Annotated in this window: 15 protein-coding genes; 6 read left to right on the top strand and 9 right to left on the bottom strand. The window is 59.3% G+C overall.

Translation table 11 applies throughout. The features are described 5' to 3' along the window. Nucleotides 1-93 precede the first annotated feature (93 nt). The 3 genes from K0F88_RS02125 (at nucleotide 94) to K0F88_RS02135 (ending at nucleotide 6,159) form a co-directional block, all read left to right on the top strand. On the top strand, nucleotides 94-4,494 hold the full coding sequence (locus K0F88_RS02125; protein ID WP_255142021.1) for a dermonecrotic toxin domain-containing protein: 4,401 nt from the start codon (nucleotides 94-96) through the stop codon (nucleotides 4,492-4,494). Between the two features lie 98 nt (nucleotides 4,495-4,592). Next, entirely contained in the window at nucleotides 4,593-4,898 is a 306-nt protein-coding gene (locus K0F88_RS02130) for a PsiF family protein (protein ID WP_219093710.1), read from the top strand. A gap of 247 nt (nucleotides 4,899-5,145) precedes the next feature. Continuing rightward, nucleotides 5,146-6,159 carry an AI-2E family transporter gene (locus K0F88_RS02135; RefSeq protein WP_219093713.1) on the top strand — a complete coding sequence of 338 codons (1,014 nt, stop codon included), beginning with the start codon at nucleotides 5,146-5,148 and terminating at the stop codon, nucleotides 6,157-6,159. Between the two features lie 141 nt (nucleotides 6,160-6,300). Here the strand turns inward: K0F88_RS02135 and K0F88_RS02140 are convergent, their stop codons facing one another. After that, nucleotides 6,301-7,575, bottom strand: coding sequence for an Hsp70 family protein (locus tag K0F88_RS02140; RefSeq protein WP_219093716.1), 1,275 nt, complete (start codon nucleotides 7,573-7,575; stop codon nucleotides 6,301-6,303). 296 nt (nucleotides 7,576-7,871) lie between these two features. On the opposite strand from K0F88_RS02140, the gene K0F88_RS02145 reads away from it, so the two are divergent. Beyond that, entirely contained in the window at nucleotides 7,872-8,819 is a 948-nt protein-coding gene (locus K0F88_RS02145) for a DnaJ C-terminal domain-containing protein (RefSeq protein WP_219093719.1), read from the top strand. A 23-nt stretch (nucleotides 8,820-8,842) separates the two neighbouring features. Further along, nucleotides 8,843-9,148, top strand: a complete 306-nt coding sequence (locus K0F88_RS02150; protein WP_094469361.1) for a chaperone modulator CbpM — start codon at nucleotides 8,843-8,845, stop codon at nucleotides 9,146-9,148. Nucleotides 9,149-9,297: 149 nt separating this feature from the next. Here K0F88_RS02150 and K0F88_RS02155 read toward each other — a convergent pair whose 3' ends face one another. After that, complete coding sequence (locus K0F88_RS02155) at nucleotides 9,298-10,425, bottom strand: sensor histidine kinase KdpD (protein ID WP_094469360.1); 1,128 nt, start codon at nucleotides 10,423-10,425, stop codon at nucleotides 9,298-9,300. Nucleotides 10,426-10,662: 237 nt separating this feature from the next. On the opposite strand from K0F88_RS02155, the gene K0F88_RS02160 reads away from it, so the two are divergent. Further along, nucleotides 10,663-15,948, top strand: coding sequence for an NEL-type E3 ubiquitin ligase domain-containing protein (locus K0F88_RS02160; protein ID WP_094469359.1), 5,286 nt, complete (start codon nucleotides 10,663-10,665; stop codon nucleotides 15,946-15,948). Nucleotides 15,949-16,013: 65 nt separating this feature from the next. Here K0F88_RS02160 and ureC read toward each other — a convergent pair whose 3' ends face one another. The 7 genes from ureC to urtE all read right to left on the bottom strand — a co-directional run bounded on the left by ureC (nucleotide 16,014) and on the right by urtE (nucleotide 21,287). Then, on the bottom strand, nucleotides 16,014-17,714 hold the full coding sequence (gene ureC, locus K0F88_RS02165) for an urease subunit alpha (protein WP_219093722.1): 1,701 nt from the start codon (nucleotides 17,712-17,714) through the stop codon (nucleotides 16,014-16,016). Nucleotides 17,715-17,881: 167 nt separating this feature from the next. Further along, nucleotides 17,882-18,187 (bottom strand): urease subunit beta, encoded by a 306-nt coding sequence (locus K0F88_RS02170; protein ID WP_008146494.1) that lies wholly within the window; start codon nucleotides 18,185-18,187, stop codon nucleotides 17,882-17,884. After that, nucleotides 18,187-18,720 carry a GNAT family N-acetyltransferase gene (locus tag K0F88_RS02175; protein WP_094469357.1) on the bottom strand — a complete coding sequence of 178 codons (534 nt, stop codon included), beginning with the start codon at nucleotides 18,718-18,720 and terminating at the stop codon, nucleotides 18,187-18,189. The genes K0F88_RS02170 and K0F88_RS02175 overlap by 1 nt, the downstream gene beginning before the upstream one ends. A gap of 6 nt (nucleotides 18,721-18,726) precedes the next feature. After that, nucleotides 18,727-19,260: a GNAT family N-acetyltransferase gene (locus K0F88_RS02180; RefSeq protein ID WP_219093726.1), complete on the bottom strand. Its 534-nt coding sequence runs from the start codon at nucleotides 19,258-19,260 to the stop codon at nucleotides 18,727-18,729. A gap of 9 nt (nucleotides 19,261-19,269) precedes the next feature. Continuing rightward, complete coding sequence (ureA, locus tag K0F88_RS02185) at nucleotides 19,270-19,572, bottom strand: urease subunit gamma (protein ID WP_007907366.1); 303 nt, start codon at nucleotides 19,570-19,572, stop codon at nucleotides 19,270-19,272. A 146-nt stretch (nucleotides 19,573-19,718) separates the two neighbouring features. Continuing rightward, nucleotides 19,719-20,558: an urease accessory protein UreD gene (locus K0F88_RS02190; protein WP_219093729.1), complete on the bottom strand. Its 840-nt coding sequence runs from the start codon at nucleotides 20,556-20,558 to the stop codon at nucleotides 19,719-19,721. Nucleotides 20,559-20,588: 30 nt separating this feature from the next. Then, nucleotides 20,589-21,287, bottom strand: coding sequence for an urea ABC transporter ATP-binding subunit UrtE (gene urtE, locus K0F88_RS02195; RefSeq protein WP_219093732.1), 699 nt, complete (start codon nucleotides 21,285-21,287; stop codon nucleotides 20,589-20,591). Nucleotides 21,288-21,341: the final 54 nt, after the last annotated feature.

The raw sequence follows: 21,341 nt of genomic DNA on the forward strand, positions 1-21,341 counted from the left end.
AATCGGAATTGCACTTCATTTGATCAAGTGTTTAACGTTGTACGCTAGTTGCATAAGCCGTTCTTCTTCAGCTTACTTATGCAGAGTATCAATGTGACCACTTCAACCCGAATCGATGAAACATCAGTAACCGCTACACAACAAAAAAGCATTCACCACGAACTTATAAAAAAAGCTATCCCCGAATGGATACGCCAGACTTCACCCCATAGGATCAGCGCGTTAAAAAGCGCGATAGCCCCTCTTCCAGAATGGATCATCTCCGCTTCACCGATGCAGCGCGCCGCCCTGCAGCGTGCGTCGGAGGAAAGCTGGCGCGCGCAGAACGATGTCGACCGGATGTTGAGCGAGGCGCAAGACGTCTACGCCTTTGCTGAACCGCTGCTTCGTCAGGCGTTGAAAGACCAATACGGTGTGGACGTCGATGTGAAGGAAACGTTTTTGCAGTTGTTTTCTCCGCCTCACTTATCGCCATGGGCCAATAATTTCAATAACGGCGTGGAATCGCGCATTGTTTCGCTGCTGGATGCGGCATTGCATAATTTTTCGGATAAAGAAGTATTAACCTCTGATTCGCAGTTTATTACCCGGCCCGACAAGTCGAATCGATTCGACATCACCGGTATTCGCAACAACATGAGTATCGATCAATTCAAGACGCTGTGCCGACGTCTGGATATCGGTGCTAAATATAAAGTGCATCTCGAAGACTATGTGCGCCCGGTCGATGGACTGGCGCGTGCTGTGGTGCAGCAAAAAATCAGTAAAAGCCAAAAGGCTGCGTTAAAAGCAGCCCTGTATCTGGCCAGCCTCAAAAATGACATCTCGGGAAGTGGCTATCTGGCCGTACAAAGTCTGCTCAAAGATGTTAAAGCGTGGAAGATGGACGGTCTTCCCGTTCATTACTATCAGCTGAAAATGCTCGATGTACAGTTGAGAGGCATCGTGCTGATCGCGCCTGATCTGCATCTCCACGACAGCGCCGCCCGGCGAGTCATTGCCTATGTGCCGCACGATCCGGAACATCCACTGAAAGAGTACGCCTCGAAGGCCGAGTTCGCCCGTGAGCTCACTCGTCAATTGCGTGACTCCCCAAAGGATTCGACAAACAGCTATCAGCAGTTCTTCAGCCGTTTTGTCGACCATCAACAACGGGGGCGCTTCTTCGCAGCACTCAACGCCGCGCTGGTGGAAATCACCCAGCACGACAAAGTCCCGGGCGTCGATCAGCCGGTGTGGCGCGAAACGCCCATCGAGAATCCGCGCCTGCATTTTGACCACGTTCGGTTCGAGAACGACACCCATACATTGTTTAGTGGCGACCCTTGGCGCTATCTCTACCAGCAACAGCAAAACAAAATCCTGAACGATGCCCGGGAAATGGTGATCTCGACGCAAGATGCCGATCGAATGGAGCGCTGGGCGTGGTTCGACAACCTGGAAAAAATGCTTTCCGACATCTTCAATGCTGCGTTGATGGTGGTGGGGCCTTTCATACCCTTTGTGGGCGAGGTAATGATGGGTTACATGGTTTATCAGTTGGTCAGCGAGGTCGTCGAAGGCCTTGTGGATCTGGCTGAAGGTCTCTATCTGGAGGGGGCCGAGCACATCATTGGGTTTGTCGAAAGCGTGATCCAGTTAGCGGCCTTCGCCGGCGGCATGAAAATCGGCAGGGAGGTTGTACTGCCCAGGTTGTCATCGTTCATCGAGTCGACAACACCGGTCACGCTTGCCAACGGCGCCAAACGCCTATGGAGCCGCGACCTGGAACCCTATCAGAAAAAAAACCTGACCCTGGCTGCGGATTCAAAGCCTGATGAAACCTGGCTGCACCGGCATGAGGGCAAGCCGATTCTCAAGCTGGACACCCGGCACTTCGAACTGACGAAAGATCCACAGAGCAGCAAACACCGGGTTAAACATCCGACCCGCTCCGATGCCTATCAACCCGTGGTGGACAGCAACGGCGAAGGTGCCTTCGTGATTGAAGGCGAGCAGCCCCACACCTGGGATGACTCGACTTTGATGGCGCGACTCGGGCCAGACATGGGTGAGTTGGCCGAATCCTACGGCGACATCCGCATGGTCAGCCAGACCGACGCCAGCGCGATCCGCCGAATGTATGCCGACAATCAGCGGCCGTCGCCCTTGCTCAGCGATACCGTGACCCGGTTCCGTATCGATCGCGACATTCAGGCCTTCATCGAGCAGATGGGCAGCGAACGTGCGCAAGATTACTTGAGCGCCGATCCCGAGATGCAATTTCAGTTGCTCGATGGTCTGTGGCCGGGCAATGCGATTGAACTGGTAGACGCCCGTGGCGAAGTGCTTCGGGTCATTGGTCGCGTGGATGGGCCGCGTGTCCGGATAAACAGCAATCGTCTGTCTGACGTTGATCTGGTCAAGCGGCTGTTATCGCACCTGGATGACGCACAGCTGAACACCTTGTTGAACGTCGAGTTTCGTATTGCGCCCAGCACGCAGGAAATGAACGCCAAAAATCTGCGGGCCGAGTTGGCGAAACGGGCCAAGAGCAAGCGCACGTCGCTATTCGACGCGCGTTATCGGCGTATCGAAGCCGCCACGAGTGACAGCGCCAAAACCATCCAGGCCAAAGTGCCGGGCCTTCCCGGCACTGTTGTCCGCGAGTTGCTGTCCATCGCCAGGTCCTCCGAAGTCCAGGCGATTGAGCGCGGACAGTTGCCCGCAAGGCTGGAAAACCTCGCGCGTTGGGCGCTTCGAGACGTGCGCATGAGCCGTGCTTATGAAGGTTTTTACCTGGCCTCGGTCGAGAGTGCTGACCTGGACAGACTGGCGCTGCACTCCCTTGAGCATCTTCGCGGCTGGAATCCCGATGTGCGCATTGAAGTCCGGCGGTTCGAGTACAACGGTCACCTGCTCGACAGTATTGGCCAGGACGACGCGGGGATTCGCCGCACGCTCGTCGAGCTTCACGACTCGACATTCGTCGCTTATGACGAAGACGGTAACGCCCTGCATTCGGGCATGGATTTGTTTTCCGCTATTTTGCAGGCGTTGCCGGATGCCGAGCGTAACGCGCTGAACATCCATATCGGCCAGGGACCCAAACTGAAGCTGGCCCTGCGCGACAACGCGTTGAAGCCCTATCAGTTGCTGAAGGTGCTGGACGGTCTGCCGGTTCTTGACCCGCTCACTTACGATCCTCAATGGATGCGCCTGCGTGGCGGCGCGCCGGCTGCTGGCGGCGAACGTGCAGCTCTGGAAGACATCGGTGTGCAATACAGCGACCTGGTCACGGTAGCGTTCCATCCTTCTGTTGCAGCGTTCAAGCAATTCGATTATCTGCGTGGCCTGAAACTGATTCACGACAGCTTTCCACAGGATTACCTCTTTGATCTGTTCGAGGCCCTGAACGCCGCCAATGCGACTGGCGAGGCCGGGCCAGGCCTGGACATCGTTCAAAGCATCGAGGCGTTGCCCGATCTGCAGAAGCTGATGCTGCCAGAGCAGTTCAACGCGTTGACCGGGCGCCTGTTTACCGTAGAGGGGTTGGTACCGCTCTCGGAACTGGAACGAAACCTGGGTTTGAATGCGCGCAATCTGGAACAGACCGGGCGGGCCAAAGCCTACCAGGCGTTATTAGGTTCAGTCCGGGAGAACGGTTTAACGCCAAGTCCGGAGCTAAGGGATTTAAGTGAATATGGAGAGCTGCTGTCCGCAGACGTAGCCACGCCCGGGGAACCGATTCAGGTGTCGGCTCAAACCATGGCCAACTTGAAAATGGCGCAGGAAGCGATCTATCGAGCCAAGGAGCTTCTGCCGTTGTCCGGTAATCAGTTGCCGAGCATGTGGGAAAACGGCGGTTCGGCGATTGCCAAAATCAAAGGCCTGCGAGGGATGGACCTTGAGGAGGGCGGATTCTCCGCCAAACTGACCACCGCCGAAGCCGCTCGCAAAGCCATCGAGATCAAAGGGGGCAATTGTTCGGAGAATTCGAAGGTCACGTTTTCGATTCTGGCGAGCCAGCCCCGGACGTCCAGTGTTCACATTGTCAGGGCCACCCTTTTTGACCATCAATATGTAGTGATAGGGGATGATCTGAGCAATCTCGATGCATTGGTCGTCGCTGACTCCTGGCCGGAATTTCCCGCAGCGCACGTGGCCAGCAATGCACACTTCGATTTTGAAATGCCGCCAGTGACCACACTAGCCCCCGGACCGGCCGTGGCTGAATACAACTTTATCAATGAAGCACCGACAGGGCCTGCGGCATTACCTGCGATTTCCGAGGCGAACACGTTCCGGCAGATAAAAATCAACAAGCTCTATGAGGAGGGCGCGGCATACGCTCAATGGACGTCGTTACGTGAGCTTGGACAGACTTATGCTGTCGAAGGGGGCACGCCGATCTTGTTCGAGCGGATGCCCGCATCGGTCATTGATAAGCGGGTTGATGCCTATCAGCGATACCGGGAAGCCTTCAAGGATCTTCTGGATCCGGTGGTTGATTGAGGGCCATCTGTTGCATCGGCGGATGAAGGTGTAACAGGGCTTGTCTACACTCCAGATTGAGGCCGCACCCCTCGGTGCGGCAACAAGGAGAAAACTCCATGAAGATGTTGCGTGTCCCATTGTTGATGATCGGTTTGCTGCTTAGTGCCCAGGGTTTCGCCGCCACTGCGCAACAGAACAAGATGACCACCTGCAACGCTGACGCTACCGCGAAAAGCCTCAAGGGCGACGAGCGCAAAGCCTTCATGAGCACCTGCCTCAAGGCGGCGCCGGCCGCCAATGACGCCAAGACCCTGACCCCTCAGCAAGAGAAAATGAAAACCTGCAACGCCACCGCTGCCACCCAGGCTTTGAAAGGTGATGCACGTAAAGCTTTCATGAGCGATTGCCTGAAGAAAAAATAAAACTTTGATTGGGGCGGCTACTTGCGGTGAGCGTGCTGGCCTCATCGCAGGCAAGCCCGCTCCCACAGGGATATCTATCGTCTGCACACGTTTTGTTCAACATCAAACCTGTGGGAGCGGGCTTGCCCGCGATGAGGCCAGAAAGGACACGGAAAGCCCCACTAAAGTCGCCCTACACAATCCCTAGTGCTGGCCTGCGAACGCTGGCAGACTGCCAATCCTTTTACGTCGTTCGTTTTGAGGCTGTATGCCAACGTTTTCTCAACGCCACGTTTTGCTGCTGATCAGTTGGGTCATCATCTTTGGTGGTTTGCTGCTGGTGATCCCGCTGCGACTGCTGCCCAGCCTGCTGGCCGGGTTGCTGGTGTTCGAACTGGTCAACATGCTCACCCCGCAATTGCAGCGGCTGATCGAAGGTCGACGCGCGCGCTGGCTGGCGGTGGCGTTGTTGGGGACGTTAGTGGTCAGCGTGTTGACCCTGATTTTTGCCGGCGCCATCAGCTTTTTGCTGCACGAGGCGGAAAACCCCGGCGCGTCCCTCGACAAGTTCATGCACGTGGTTGACCGCGCGCGCGGGCAACTGCCGCCGTTCATCGACGCCTATCTGCCCGCCAGTGCCGCGGAATTTCGCGTGGCCATCGGCGAGTGGATGAGCAAGCACCTGAGCGACTTGCAACTGGTCGGCAAGGACGCGGCGCACATGTTTGTGACGCTGCTGATCGGCATGGTGCTCGGGGCGATCATCGCCTTGCAGCGCATCCCGGATGTGACCAAGCGCAAGCCGCTGGCTGCTGCGTTGTTCGACCGCCTACACCTGCTGGTCCAGGCGTTTCGCAACATCGTTTTCGCGCAGATCAAGATTTCCCTGCTCAACACCTTCTTTACCGGGATCTTCCTGGCGGTGATCCTGCCGATGTTCGGCATCAAACTGCCGCTGACCAAAACCCTGATCGTGCTGACCTTCCTGCTCGGCTTGCTGCCGGTGATCGGCAACCTGATGTCGAACACGCTGATCACCATCGTCGGCTTGTCGCTGTCGATCTGGGTCGCCATGGCGGCGCTCGGCTATCTGATTTTTATCCACAAGCTCGAATACTTCCTCAACGCGCGCATTGTCGGCGGGCAGATCAGTGCCAAGTCGTGGGAGTTGCTGCTGGCGATGCTGGTGTTCGAGGCCGCGTTCGGCCTGCCGGGGGTGGTGGCGGGGCCGATTTATTACGCGTACCTGAAGAGCGAGTTGAAGCAGGTGGGGATGGTTTGATCAGGTCGATATGCATCGCCTGATCTGACGCCATCGCGGGCAAGCCCGCTCCCACAGTTCCAGTGTCGTATCCAATGCCTGCGAACGACACAAAACCTGTGGGAGCGGGCTTGCCCGCGATGGGGGCGCCTCGGTCTTGGATCAATCCATCGTGCCGTAACGCTTCATCGCCTCGATCGCCAACCCGCTGCCGATGCTGCCGAAGATGTTCCCTTCCACATGCCGCGCATTCGGCAACATCGCCGACACGCTGTTGCGCAGCGCCGGAATCCCGCTCGAACCGCCCGTGAAGAACACCGTGTCGACCTGATCGACCCGCACGTTGGCGTCGTTCAGCAGTTGGGTCACGCTGTTGCGCACGCGCTCCAGCAGGTTGTCGATGGCCGACTCAAACAGCGCGCGGCTCAGCTCTACGCTCAAGCCCGGCTCGATACGGTCCAGCGGCACATGGCGGCTGTCGGCGTGGGTCAGCTGGATCTTGGTTTCTTCCACTTCCATGGCCAGCCAGTGGCCGGCGCGCTGCTCGATCAGCTTGAACAGGCGATCGATGCCGCCGGTGTCTTCGATGTCGTAACGCATGCTGCCCAGCGCCAGGGTCGACTTCTGCGAGTACACCGAGTTGATGGTGTGCCAGGTCGCCAGGTTCATGTGGTGGCTGGTGGGCATGTAGGCGCCGCTCTTCATGCGGCTGCCGTAGCCGAACAGCGGCATCAGGCCTTGCAGGCTCAACTGCTTGTCGAAATCGGTCCCGCCGATGTGCACGCCGCCGGTGGCGAGGATGTCATCGTGACGGTTGTCGTGGGTGCGGCGCTCCGGTGACAGGCGCACCAGCGAGAAGTCGGAGGTACCGCCGCCGATGTCGACGATCAGCACCAGCTCTTCCTTTTCGATGGTCGACTCGTAGTCGAATGCCGCCGCAATCGGTTCGTACTGGAACGACACATCCTTGAAGCCAATGGCGCGGGCCACGTCCACCAGGGTGTTCTCGGCTTCCTGGTCGGCCATTTCATCGTCGTCGACGAAAAACACCGGGCGACCCAGTACCACTTCCTCGAATTCCCGACCGGCGGCGGTCTCGGCGCGCTTCTTCAATTGGCCGATAAACAGCCCGAGCAGGTCCTTGAACGGCATCGCCGTACCGAGGACGCTGGTGTCGTGCTTGATCAGCTTGGAGCCCAGCAGGCTCTTGAGCGAGCGCATCAGCCGGCCTTCGTAGCCTTCCAGGTACTCGTGCAGCGCCAGCCGGCCGTACACCGGGCGGCGTTCTTCCATGTTGAAGAACACCACCGAGGGCAGGGTGATCTTGTCGTCCTCCAGCGCGATCAGCGTTTCCATGCCGGGGCGCAGCCAGCCGACGGTGGAGTTGGACGTGCCGAAGTCGATACCACAGGCACGGGCTGGAGATGCGTTTTTCATGACTTTCAGGTTCCGGTTAAAAAACGGCCGCGCAGTGTATGTCAGTGCGGCGCAGATTCGAAGGCCGACTATCCGCTAAATACACCAATGACGCCTTGATAAGATGGCCGGATGCCCCAAACTTGTCTGCATTGAGCCTGGCAGCCATCGGACGGTCGCAAGAACCGCCCACCGCTGCCGATAAACTTCTGACGCGCTACCCGGTCACAAACTTGAGATCGGTCAACCCGGCGACTGGAAATACGCGCAGACTGCCGGTGACGGCGCGATTTCGATAACGGATGGTGATTCCCTCGATGGACTTCAAAGACTATTACAAGATTCTCGGTGTGGAACCGACCGCGGACGATAAGACCATCAAGGCGGCTTATCGGAAACTGGCGCGCAAATACCACCCCGATGTCAGCAAGGAAAAGGACGCCGAGGCCAAGTTCAAGGACGCCTCGGAAGCCTATGAGGCGCTGAAAAGTGCCGACAAGCGCGCCGAATACGACGACTTGCGCAAGTACGGCCAGCACGGCCAACCGTTCCAGGGGCCGCCGGGCTGGCAGGGTCGTGGCGGCGGTGGTTTTGGTGGTGGTCAGGACACGGGCGATTTTTCGGACTTCTTCAGTTCGATCTTCGGCAACCGTGGTCCTGGTTTTGGCGGTGGAGAGTCGCGTCGCAGTGCCGGACGTCGGGGGCAAGACGTGGAAATGGAACTTGGGATTTTCCTGGAAGAAACCCTTTCGAACGAGTCGAAGAAGGTCACCTTCCAGGTGCCGCAATACAACGCTGCCGGCCAGCATGTCAGCAACACCAGCAAAAGCCTGAACGTGAAAATCCCGGCCGGCGTGACCGACGGCGAGCGCATCCGCCTCAAGGGCCAGGGCGCTCCAGGCATCGGTGGCGGCGCCAATGGCGACTTGTTCCTGATCATTCGCTTTGCGCCGCACCCGAAATTCGACGTCGAAGGCGAGAACCTGATCATTACCTTGCCGCTGGCTCCCTGGGAGTTGGCGTTGGGTGCCGAAGTGGCAGTGCCTACACTCACCGGCAAGATCAACCTCAAGGTGCCGGCCGGCAGCCAGAATGGCCAGCGCATGCGCGCCAAGGGGCACGGTCTGCTGAACAAGGCGGGCGAGCGTGGCTACCTGTTCGTGCAATTGAAGGCGGTCATGCCCAAGACCTCGAGCGATGAGGTCAAGGCGCTGTGGCAGGAACTGGCGAAAAAAGCCGCTTTCGACCCGAGAGAAAATTTCTGATCCAAGAGACGGAGTAGCCCATCATGAGCAACCCCCTGATCGTTCAACTGGACATGGCAGAATTCTGTGAGGCGACCGACCTGTCGGACGTCTACGTGATCGAAATCGTCGAGCACGGCATCCTCGAACCTCAGGGCAAGCAGCCCAAGGATTGGGTTTTCAACGATTATGAGCTGGCACTGGCCAAGCGCGCCGCCAAGCTGCGGCGCGATCTGGAACTGGAGTGGGAAGGCGTCGCCCTGGCGCTGGACCTGCTTGAAGAGGTCCAGCAGCTGCGGGCCGAGAATCGCATGCTCAAGCAGCGGTTGGGGCGGTTGGTGGTCGAGTAGCTGACCTGATGTTTTTGTGTTGCCTGATATGGCCTCTTCGCGAGCAAGCTCGCTCCCACAGGGATCTCTGTCGTTCACGCGTTCTGCATTCACAGAAAAACTGTGGGAGCGGGCTTGCCCGCGATGAACGATGACGCGGTCTCACGCCGTCAGAACTTGCGCGGCAACACCACCGTAAACATCGTGCCATCCGCCTCACTGGAACTGACTTCTATCGTCCCGCCGTGTGCATCGACCACTTCCTTGACAATAAACAACCCCAGGCCAAGGCTGGTAGAGGGTTGGCCAAGTTCCTCGTCAGCGCTGCGCACCAGCGGATCGAAAATCGTGCCGATCGCTTCCTCGGGGATCGGAGCGCCGTAGTTATGCACCGTGAGGCGGACCGTGTCCGGCTCGCCTGTCAGGGTCAGCGTCACGTCACGCTTGTTCAACCCATGCTGCAAGGCGTTGCCGATCAGGTTCTGCAACAGCTGACTCACTCGTCCGGCATCCCAGGCACCTCGGGTATCACCCTTTACGTGGACCGTCGGATCGCACTCCGGGTTACCGGCGCAGGCTTGGGCAATCGCCGCATGGGCGGCATCGGCCAGGTCCATGGGCGCCGGTTCGATCGGCAGGCTTTTACCCAGGCGACTGCGCACCAGCTCCAGCAAATCGCTGACCATCGCCGCCATGTGCCGCGCGCCGTGCTTGATGTTGACCGCGCAGGCCAGGGCATCGCCTTCAAGTGTGGTTTTGCGCATCAGCAATTCGGTGGACATGCTCACCGCTTGCAAGGGTGCCCGCAGGTCATGCCCCAGGATCGCCAGAAAGATATCCCGCGAATGATTGACCTGCTCGGCGTAGGCCGCGGTGGATTCGGCGAGTGCCTCGTCAATGGCTTCGTTGAAACGGATCATGTCCTGGAAATAGGCCAGGTCCGGTGACGCCAGGCTGTCGACCCACATACGGATGACGCACGCACGCAAATGGCGGAACTCCGACGTCATTTGCACCAGATCAAACCCCACGGTATGCCGCAGTTCGCCATGGCTGGCGCCGGCTTCGTCGAGGCTCGGGGTTTTTTCCGGGCCTTCGCCCTTGGCCTTGGCCATCTGTTCGCGGGTGGTTTGCGCGGTGGTCATGTCACGCGCGGCGGCCAGCAAAATGGCCTTGGCGTGATCGCGCAGGGCGACCCTGTCCATGTGCTCGGCCGCCGGGGTAATGGTGCTGGCGAACTGCTCCCATTCATCGACGATACGGTCCACGTGTAGCCTGATGAAGTCGGGTAGACGCATGTCCGGTTTCCTGATGGGAAGTCTGGCGCATCTTAGCCCCTTTGACGCTCGCTAAAAACTACCATTACGCGGGGACGCTCCTTTGCGCGGGGAGCGGGTGGTAATTAATTGTTTTTTAGATTCTTAAATCAGATGCGACGTTGATGCATTCGTGATTTCGGCGCTGTTTTTTGATCTTTTGTTTTCGTCGCCTCTCAATAATCTGGTGGTTCAATTCATCGCATAAGGATTTGCGAAATGAGCGAACGTTCGGATACGCCAGATCGACCCGTCATTGCCGGGCAGGCAAGAGACGTGGAGCGCAATGTTTATCGTGATTATCTGCTGGGCAAACTGCCCCCGCCGGTAAAAGACGCCCCCGCTTCGCGCCTGGTTGCCTTTGCCCATTCGAAACCGGAATTTGCGGAATGGTATTTGAATTCAAGGGCCATGGATCGCCAGTACCTCAAGGAGTTGATCGACGAGCGCTGGCGCCTGCAGGGGCCATTGGACGAGACGCTGAAGAATGTGCAGCAGGACATTCTTGCCTTCGCCGAGCCCTTGCTGGTCCAGGCATTGAAAGAGCATTTGAACCTGGAACTGGACGTCAACGCGACGCTGATTCGGCTGTACGTCCCCGCCAATCTGGCCATTGGCATCGATACCCATGCCAGTCGGCTCAGGCAATCATCATTGCTGGAAGCGGCCCTGCACAATTTTGAGGCCCCCGAAACGCAGGCGGGCGCGTTTCGCGATGGCTCGGGCATCTTCACCCGGGACGACGAAAACGAACTTCAGCGACATACGCTCACGGTCGAGAGATTTGCCGCCCTGTGCCGGACGCTCGATATCGGTACGCAATATCAACGTCACATCAACGCATTACTGATGCCCGAGGCGGTCACGGCGAGGGCGACCGTCGTGCGGGAATGCATGGCCAGTGAAAAAGCCGCGTTTCACGAATCGGCGCTGATCGCGTATCTGAAGAAAGACATCACGTTCTATGGCTACGGGAAACTTCGGCAGATCCGTGACAACGAACAAGGCATTCTGATCGGGCGTCGGCCCCTGCAAAGCCATCGGCTTTCAATCATGGGCTTCAGGCTGTCCGGCATTGTGTTGTTCAGTGCGGTGGCGGACCCTTCAAAAATCAAACGGGTTTACGACGCGCTGATTCCAGAACATCAACAAACGATGCTGGAATGGTCGCAACGTCTGGCACTGCTCCCGGGGCAGGAGTTTGAACAGTTCAAGCTGCTCCAGGCGTTTTTCGCCAATGGCCCCACTGGTCTCGTTGAGGCCATGTTGCAACGGGATGATGCTTATCAACAAAGTCGTCTGGAGGGGACGCTGCTTGCGTATGTTCCCGATGATCCCGACCACCCCCTCAAGGAATATCAGTCCTTCACTGATTTCATGAAGGAACTGACGAGCCAGTTGCGCTCGCCAGGCTACCAGCAGTTTTTCAGCCGTTTCGTGGCGCAAAAAGACCAGGGCAAGTTTTTTGCCCGGGTTCGCGAGCGTCTCTCGATATACACCTGGAAACAGCGCGAGCCGCTGGACATGGGGCCGTGGTGGCGGGAAACCGCAGTTGAAAACGCCAACGCAGAGCCTGTCACCCATCTCATTTCAGGCGATCTCTGGACGCAAACAAGTCTGTGGCGCAGGGAGAAGGCGATTGCAGATGCGCGGCAAATCGCCGTGCCGACTGGCGATGAAGATGCCACCACCCGCTGGAACCGGTTGAACAGCTATCTGAACATCGGCTGGAACGTGTTCAACTTCGGCGCCATGTTGGTTCCCGGTCTGGGCGAAGCGATGCTGGCCGTCATGGCCGGGCAGATGGTTTTGGAAACCCTGGAAGGCTTCGAGGACTGGAGCAAAGGGGACAAGGAAGAAGCAGCGTCCCATCTCACCAGCGTCATGATCAATTTCGCACAGTTGGCGATTATGGGCGCCGGGCATGTCTTGCCGTCCGGCGCGGCGGCGGCCGTCAAACCCTCGGCATTTATCGACCGGTTGAAAAAGATTGAGCTGGCGGACGGCAAGACGCGCCTCTGGAACCCGGACCTTTCGCCCTACGCCCATGACAGGGTGTTGCCCGCAGAGGCAAAGCCAAGCGAGCAGGGCCTGTACCGGCAAAGCGAAAAGGACATCCTCAAGCATGAAAACCAACACTTCGAAGTCATAACCGATCCACGCACCGGCCAGCCACGCCTGCAACATCCGACTCGGCCAAAGGCTTATCAGCCAACACTGGAGCACAACGGTTGCGGCGCGTGGAAGACCGAACTCGACCGCCCCATCGAGTGGGACAAAACCACCCTCATGCGGCGCCTGGGCCCGACGGTCGAGGGCTTCTCTGATAACACCCTGGAACAGATTCGTCTCGTCAGCGGCATGGGGGAGGACGAATTGCGTCGGTTGCATGTCGTCAGCGACCCGCCGCCCGCGTTGCTGAACGACACGATCGAACGCTTCCAGGCCTGGGCCGAGGTGCAAAAGCTACCCGGGCAGATAAGGCTCAACGAGGTTCCGCCAGCGTTCGTCGAGCAAGTGCCGCAGTTGCTGGTTGAATTGCCGAGATGGCCGGAGCAAAAAAGCATCGAGTTGTTTGACGGCCCTGGGCACGGCGGGCGCTCGATCAAATTTGGCAACGCCGATGCACTGCCGGCTGACACGCTGAAGATCAACCGTGCCGAGGTCAGCGTAGGAAAACTGCCGGAGCGTGCCGTGAAGTTTGCCAACGAGAGCGACATTCACGCGATGCTCGGGCAGGGCATTTCAACGGACGAGCGAGTCCGCATCAACGCCTTGAAAAACCTGCTGGCCGGGCGAGCAGGCAGTCGTCGCGGACCTCTGTTTGACGCGCTGAATCGTCGTTTGCAGCTGACCGACAACCCGCAGGTTCGGGTGCTTCAGGACGCGTTCAATGGGCTCCCCACTGCGGTAGCCCGGGAGTTGCTCGCTGACATTGAGCCGCAAGACCTGCTCAACATCACCGAGCCGTCGCGCATCCCCTTGCAACTCAAGGAACGGGTGAGCGTCACCTTGAAGGCGATACGAACCGCGCGCGCTTATGAAGGGCTCTTCCTCGATGCGCCCTACGGTGTGGACACCGAGCGGCTGGCCTTGCATTCGTTGCAGGCGCTACCCGACTGGCCCGCGAACCTCAGGATTGAAATCCGTGCGTTTTCTTTCGACGGACCGTTGCGCGACAGCGTCGGCCCGACGGATGCCACCCACCGCAGAATCCTGGTCAGCGAGGACGGCCAGTACCAGGCACGTGATGCCGATGATCTGCAGTTGCACGGGGCCGATGATCTTTATGCTTCGGTGTTGCACGCCCTGCCTGACGCCGAACGAAACGCGCTGGGGTATCACGTCAATCAAGGCGCCACGCTCAAGCTCGCCGTTCAAAACGCGCCGCTGCCACGGGACACGTTCAGCGCGCTGCTGGCGGATAACCCTGTGCGCAAACCGGCGTATGACCCAGCCACAATGCGTCTGCGGGGCGGCATGCGTGGGATTGCTCATGGGCTGCACAGAGTCAACGAGCCCATCACGCCGCAAGAGCGGGTGCGTGTCGTGCGTCCCGGATGGACCGAGGACGAAGCTTTGGCCTATCTGCAGGTGAGTGGCAGCGAACTCAGCCCGGCGCAGAGGGCGAGCGCACTCGAAGCGGAATTCGATCGGCTCAACGCCAATTTTCAACGCTGGTTGAAATCGCCGACCGAAGCGTACAGCTTCACGCCTGCCGGCGTCGCCGAATGGCAATCCAGAAACGCCTTGTACAAAGCGGTCAGAGAATGCTGGCAACACACCGGGTTGCGCCATGTGGATTCATTCGGTCATCTTCAGGGCGTTGTGCTCGACCTGGAAAACATTCCACTGGGGCGTCATCTACGCACCATGCCCGCCCTGGAAGGCCATTTCGATCACGTCACAAACCTCAATCTGACCCTGACCGAATTGACCGACTCACACAGCTCCTTCCTCGATCATTTTCCCCGTTTGCGTTCGCTCAACGTCAACGGCAATGCGCTCACCGGTGTTCCACGTGCCATCCGCCGCATGCGCGGGCTGACGGAACTCAACATGCGAGGTAACCGTATTGTCCTGGATACCCAAGGCGTCGCGGATTTGCGCAACCTGACACGACTTGAGGCCCTGGACCTGTTTGGCAATCCGTTGGGGCAAGCCCCGGATATCGGCAGCATGAGAATGTTGCATACGCTGATTCTGACTGACACCGGCATTCATACCTGGCCACAGGGGTTGTTCGCACAACCGCGCTTCCGGCACTTTTTCCTGGATATGCAGCGCAACGAAATCACGCAGATTCCGTCGGTGCCCTCGGGCTCCGTGCAGGCGGAATTGCTGGCACGCACGGTGCTGAGCCGTGATCCGCAGTGGTTGGCGGAGGCCAATCTGCAGACGCTCAGGGACTACATCGAGTCCGTCGGCCTGGACCCGGATCGACCGTATCCGCCCCGCGGTGTGCGCGACAGTCTCGACTGGGAGGCGGGCATGACCCGGCCGGAATGGGTGGCGAAGCAAGCGGTCTGGAACAGCGTCGAGGATGAGCACGGATCGGTCGGTTTTTTCAACGAGATCCGTAAACTCACCGAGTCGGGGCATTTCAAGAACGACCCCGGGTTTCGGGTCGATATGACCGCCAAGGTCTGGCGCATGCTCGAGGCGATGTCCAAAAACACCGAGCTTCGGCAAAAACTCTTCACCATGACCACGGTGCCCACGGCGTGCGTCGATGCCGGTGCGCAACTGTTCAATGCCATGGGCCTGGAAGTGCTGATTCACGAGGCCTATGAACTGGCCAATCCCGCGCTGGTGGAAGGGGAGCTGGTGTCGCTGGCGCGAGGCAAGTCACGTCTGGATGAACTGAGCAGGATTGCCCGCAAGACGATCTCCGAGCGCGAGGCGATGGGCGAGGCGTTCAGGCGTATCAACGCTACGGGGGAGGTGACGGGTACGATTGATGAGGTGGAAGTTCACCTGGCGTTCATGACCGATCTTGCCGAAAGGCTGGACCTGCCCTGGCAGTCTCGCAACATGCAGTTTAGAGGGGTCGCGGGTGTTACATCGCAGATGATCGATGATGCTTATCTGCGTGTGCTGGACCTTGAGGAAGGGGAGTTGCTCGGTGATTTGCTGGTCGAGCAGCCGTTCTGGTCATCCTATGTCGAGGGTGTCAACCGACGGGCTTTCAAAGTGTTCAGGCGCCGGATCGATGCCACGACAGACTTCTATATGGCACTGGACCAGCGTGCGAATGACACAACGCTTTCCCTTGAGCAAAAGGCTCGGTTGAAGGAGGAACTCACGGTGCTCGGTGCTGAACTGAAGAAACCGCAAAGCGACTTTTCGCCGGGCCGTGTCATGACCGAAGCGGACTATGCCGCTGAGTTAGATGCGATCGATGAAGACAAAAAGACGTTGCTCAAAACCTTCACCCAACAGGCGATCGACCGGGCAAAACTGCAAAGGGTAGAACTGCCCTTTGTCGTGCAGCCGGACAGCTGATTGCACCTGTTTTTCCCGGGGGCCTGGTACGCCAGGCCCCCGGGGTTGTCAGGCCTACCGAACGATCAAAACAGGAAATATCGCTGGGCCATCGGCAGCACATCCGCGGGCTCACACCACAGCAGCACGCCGTCTGCCTTGACTTGATAGGTCTGTGGATCGACATCGATGGTCGGCAGATAGTCGTTGTGGATCAAGTCGGTTTTCTGCACCTCACGGCACCCTTTGACCACTGCAATTTTCTTCTTCAACCCCAAGGCTTCGGGCAGGCCCGCCTCCTGCGCGGCCTGGCTGATGAAGGTCAGGCTGGTGGCGTGCAACGAGCCGCCGTAGCTGGCAAACATCGGTCGGTAATGCACCGGTTGCGGAGTCGGAATGGAAGCATTGGCATCGCCCATCAGGCTGGCTGCGATGGCGCCGCCCTTGAGGATCAAGGTCGGCTTGACCCCAAAAAATGCCGGACGCCAGAGCACCAGATCCGCCCATTTACCCACTTCGACCGAGCCCACTTCATGGCTGATGCCATGGGTGATTGCCGGGTTGATCGTGTACTTGGCGATGTAGCGTTTGGCGCGGAAGTTGTCGTTACCCTCGCCATCACCGGGCAGCGGGCCGCGCTGCTTTTTCATCTTGTCGGCGGTCTGCCAGGTGCGCGTGATCACTTCGCCGACACGGCCCATGGCCTGGCTGTCGGAGCTGATCATCGAGAATGCACCGAGGTCGTGCAGGATGTCTTCGGCGGCGATGGTTTCGCGGCGGATGCGGCTTTCGGCGAAGGCCACGTCTTCGGCGATGCTCGGGTCCAGGTGGTGGCAGACCATGAGCATGTCGAGGTGTTCGTCGATGGTGTTGCGGGTGAACGGCCGCGTCGGGTTGGTCGAACTCGGCAGCACGTTGGCAAAACCACAAGCCTTGATGATGTCCGGGGCATGACCGCCACCCGCGCCTTCAGTGTGATAGGTGTGGATAGTGCGGCCCTTGAAGGCGGCGAGGGTGGTTTCGACGAAGCCCGACTCGTTGAGGGTGTCGGTATGGATCGCCACTTGTACGTCGTACTGGTCGGCGACGTTCAGGCAGTTGTCGATACTCGCCGGGGTGGTGCCCCAGTCTTCGTGCAGCTTCAAGCCGATGGCGCCGGCCTTGACCTGCTCGATCAACGGTTCCGGCAGACTTGCGTTGCCCTTGCCGGTGAAGCCAATGTTCATCGGGAATGCATCGGCAGCCTGGAGCATGCGCGCCAGATGCCACGGCCCGGACGTGCAGGTGGTGGCGTTGGTGCCGGTGGCTGGCCCGGTGCCGCCGCCGATCATGGTGGTGACGCCGCTCATCAGCGCTTCTTCGATCTGCTGCGGGCAGATGAAATGGATGTGCGTGTCGATGCCTCCAGCGGTGAGGATCATGCCTTCACCGGCAATCACTTCGGTGCTGGCGCCGATGGCGATGGTGACGTTGGGCTGGACGTCCGGGTTACCGGCCTTGCCGATGCCGGCGACGCGCCCATCCTTGAGGCCGACGTCAGCCTTGACGATGCCCCAGTGGTCGATGATCAGCGCATTGGTGATCACCGTGTCGACGACCTCGGCGGCTAACAGTTGGCTCTGACCCTGGCCGTCGCGGATGACTTTGCCGCCGCCGAATTTCACTTCTTCGCCATAGGTGGTGAAGTCTTTTTCCACCTCGATCCACAGCTCGGTGTCGGCCAGACGGACCTTGTCTCCGACGGTGGGGCCGAACATGTCGGCGTAGGCTTGTCTTGAGATTTTCATGCGCATGCCTTGAGATTCAATTGTTTTTGAGACCGCTCGCGCTGCTCGCTAATCGCCAGCAAGCCGGCTCCTACAGGGGATCGCATTCCACCGGTATTTCCGCGTTGGAGTGCGATCCTGTAGGCGCCGGCTTGCTGGCGATGGGGCCGGTACTGGCGCCGAATGACTTAAAGGTCACCCATGATCCTGCCGGCAAACCCGAACACCCGGCGATGCCCGGCCAGGTCCACCAGCTCAACCTCACGACTCTGCCCCGGCTCGAAGCGCACGGCGGTGCCGGCGGGGATGTTCAGGCGCATGCCGCGACTGGCCGCGCGGTCGAAGGTCAGGGCGTCGTTGGTTTCGAAGAAGTGGTAATGCGAGCCGACCTGGATCGGCCGGTCGCCGCTGTTGGCCACTTTCAGGCTGACAGTGCGGCGGCCGACGTTGAGTTCGATGTCGCCGGGCTGGATCTGGTATTCACCGGGAATCATCAATGGGCTCCCTGAAGAATCTTGTAGTAGAGGGCGGTCGGTTTGTACTGGCCGCTCGGGTCGCAGGCGTAATCAGGGATTTCACCTGCTTTGGTGTAGCCCAGGGCTTTGTAGAAGTCCTCGGCGGGGGAGCCGGCTTCGGTGTCGAGGTAGAGCATGCCGCGCTTGTGCTGGAGCGCGGCCTGTTCCAGCGCGCTCATCAATTGTTGGCCCAGGCCACGGCGGCGCGCATGTTCACGCACCAGCAGTTTCTGCACCTCGGCACGGTTCAGGCCATTGGCTTTCTGGCACAAGGTCAGCTGCACGCTGGCCTGCACCTGCTCGTCCTTGACCACCACCCACAGCAGCACGTTGCCCTTGTTCAGGTTGTCCTGAACGTCATCGAAATAGGCACGGGCCTGAGTGGCATCCAGATTGGCCATGAACCCGACACTGGCGCCATAGCCGACGGCGTCGAGCAGCAAATCAATCAAACCCTGACGATAGTGCGCAAAGCTTTCAACATTGACGCGGCGCAGTTGGGCAGCGTTCATCGGCAATTACTCCTTGTTGGCGGGTGGCGGCTCCGCGCCAGGATTGAGGGTCAGTTGCATGAAGGTCAGGTCCAGCCAGCGGCCGAACTTGGTGCCTACTTGCGGCATTTCACCGGTGATCACGAAACCGGCCCGTTCATGCAATCGGATAGAAGCGGCATTGCCGCTTTCGATGGCAGCGACCATCACATGTTTGTCGCAGCCTTTGGCGCGCTCGATCAGCACCGTCATCAATTGCGGGCCGAGACCGTTGCCACGCTGGTCGCTGCGCACGTAGACCGAGTGCTCGACGGTGTGGCGGAAACCGTCGAATGGCCGCCAGTCACCAAATGAAGCGTAGCCCAGCACGCTGTTATCGCCGTCGACGATCACCAGGATCGGATAACCCTGGGCTTGCCGGGCGCTGAACCACGCCTGACGGTTGCCCAGGTCCACGGCCTGTTCGTTCCAGATCGCCGTGGTGTTGAGCACGGCGTCGTTGTAGATGTCGCGGATCGCCGGCAGGTCGGCGTGCAGCGCATCGCGAATTTGATAGGTCATGACGCGTCCTCAGGCGATAGGTTGGTGAACGGTGACCAGTTTGGTGCCGTCGGGGAACGTCGCTTCGACCTGGATCTCCGGGATCATTTCCGGGATGCCTTCCATCACTTGTTCGCGGCTGAGCAGGGTGGTGCCGAAGTGCATCAGCTCAGCCACGGTCTGGCCGTCACGCGCGCCTTCGAGCAGCGCAGCGGAGATGTAGGCCATGGCTTCCGGGTAATTGAGTTTCACGCCGCGCGCCAAACGCCGCTCGGCCACGAGGCCGGCGGTGAAGATCAGCAGCTTGTCTTTTTCGCGTGGGGTCAGGTCCATCGTTTGGAATCCATCTGGGCAGATAAAAAGTAATCGGATCTGTAAACACACAACTTGTAGGAGCCGGCTTGCTGGCGATGGCGTACTGACTGGCGCCATCGCCATCGCCATCGCCAGCAAGCCGGCTCCTACAAGGATATCGGTGTTCAGGTGCTCCATATTCTTGGGGGCAGGGCTTCGCGGCCGAGTAACGCCGGCCGGAGCAAGCGCCACAATTCAATCAACCAGCCCCGCGCCAACAGCGCTTCACTGGCCAGGCAACGAGCCACCAGAAGCCCGGGCAATTGCGTCAGATCCCCGCGTACTTCAGTGGGCAGCGAGCGACAGGTTTCCAGCAGTTCGCTATCAATCTCCCCGGTCACCAGCAACGTCGCAAACACCGGTTGTCCATCCAGGCCAATCGGCGAATCAAGCAAACCGTCATCCCCGACAATGCGCTGGCGTTCGTGCCAGAGCAACTGGCCGTCGCGGCGAATGTCCAGTTGCGCCTGAAAATGCCCGAGGTCGAAGCGCTCGCCACTGGCCGGTCGGCCCAGCGCAACGACGTCCCAGTAAAACAGCCGGGCGTCGCCCTCCAGATCAATCGAGGTGCTGAGTTCGGCTTGAGCGTCGCTGAAGATGATCGTCTCTTGTGGCAGCCATTCCAGTGTCGCACCGCACGCCACCTTCAATGTCAGCTGCTGATAGGCAGGCCCCGCCGCGCGATACCATTTGGCAGCGCCCGGGCTGGTGATTTGCGCCCAGGCATCCGGGCCGACGCTGGCCGAGATGTCCAGTCGATCACCGCCTGCGATGCCGCCCGGCGGATGAACGATGATGTGCTGGCACACTTGCGGCCCTTCGGCATACAGGTGCTTCTGCACCCGCAGCGGGCCTTTGTGCCGGCGCTGGACCGGGCGCGTGCTGTCGCCGAACCGGGCGTAGCCCAATTCCAGCTCGGCATGCCAGCTCGGGGTAAACAGGGCAGTGGGGAGAGGTAAGTTCATGTCTTCTAGTTATCGTCAGGACGCTTCAGATTAGATCGTAACCAGACCGCGTACACCCTCGGCTTCCATATTTTCGCCGCGACCTTGCTGCACGATCTCGCCGCGGGACATCACCAGGTACTGGTCGGCCAGTTCGGCGGCGAAATCGTAGAACTGCTCGACCAACAGAATCGCCATGTCGCCACGGGCCGCGAGCTTCTTGATCACCGCGCCGATCTCTTTGATCACCGACGGCTGGATACCTTCGGTGGGCTCATCGAGAATCAACAGCCGTGGACGGCTGGCCAGTGCGCGACCAATCGCCAATTGCTGCTGTTGGCCGCCGGACAAGTCACCGCCGCACCGTTGCTTCATTTGCAGCAAAACCGGGAACAGCTCGTAGATGAAGGTCGGGACTTCCTTGGCCTCAGAACCAGGAAACCGCGAAAGACCCATCAACAGGTTTTCTTCCACGGTAAGGCGGCCGAAAATTTCACGGCCCTGAGGCACGTAAGCGATCCCGGCATGCACCCGCTGATGCGGCTTGAACGCGGTGATCGGTTTGCCTTCCCAGTTCACCGCGCCTTCCTTGGCCGGCAGCAAACCCATCAGGCATTTGAGCAGGGTGGTCTTGCCCACGCCGTTGCGCCCCAGCAGGCACGTCACTTCACCGACCTTCACGTCAAACGTCAGGCCCCGCAGGATGTGGCTACCGCCGTAGTACTGGTGCAGCTTGTCGACTTGCAGCATTCTGGAATTCTCCTCACCCCCTGTAGGAGCCGGCTTGCTGGCGATGGCGGCGTA

This window comes from Pseudomonas sp. UMAB-40 (assembly GCF_900095275.1).
GTDB lineage: Bacteria > Pseudomonadota > Gammaproteobacteria > Pseudomonadales > Pseudomonadaceae > Aquipseudomonas > Aquipseudomonas mandelii_B.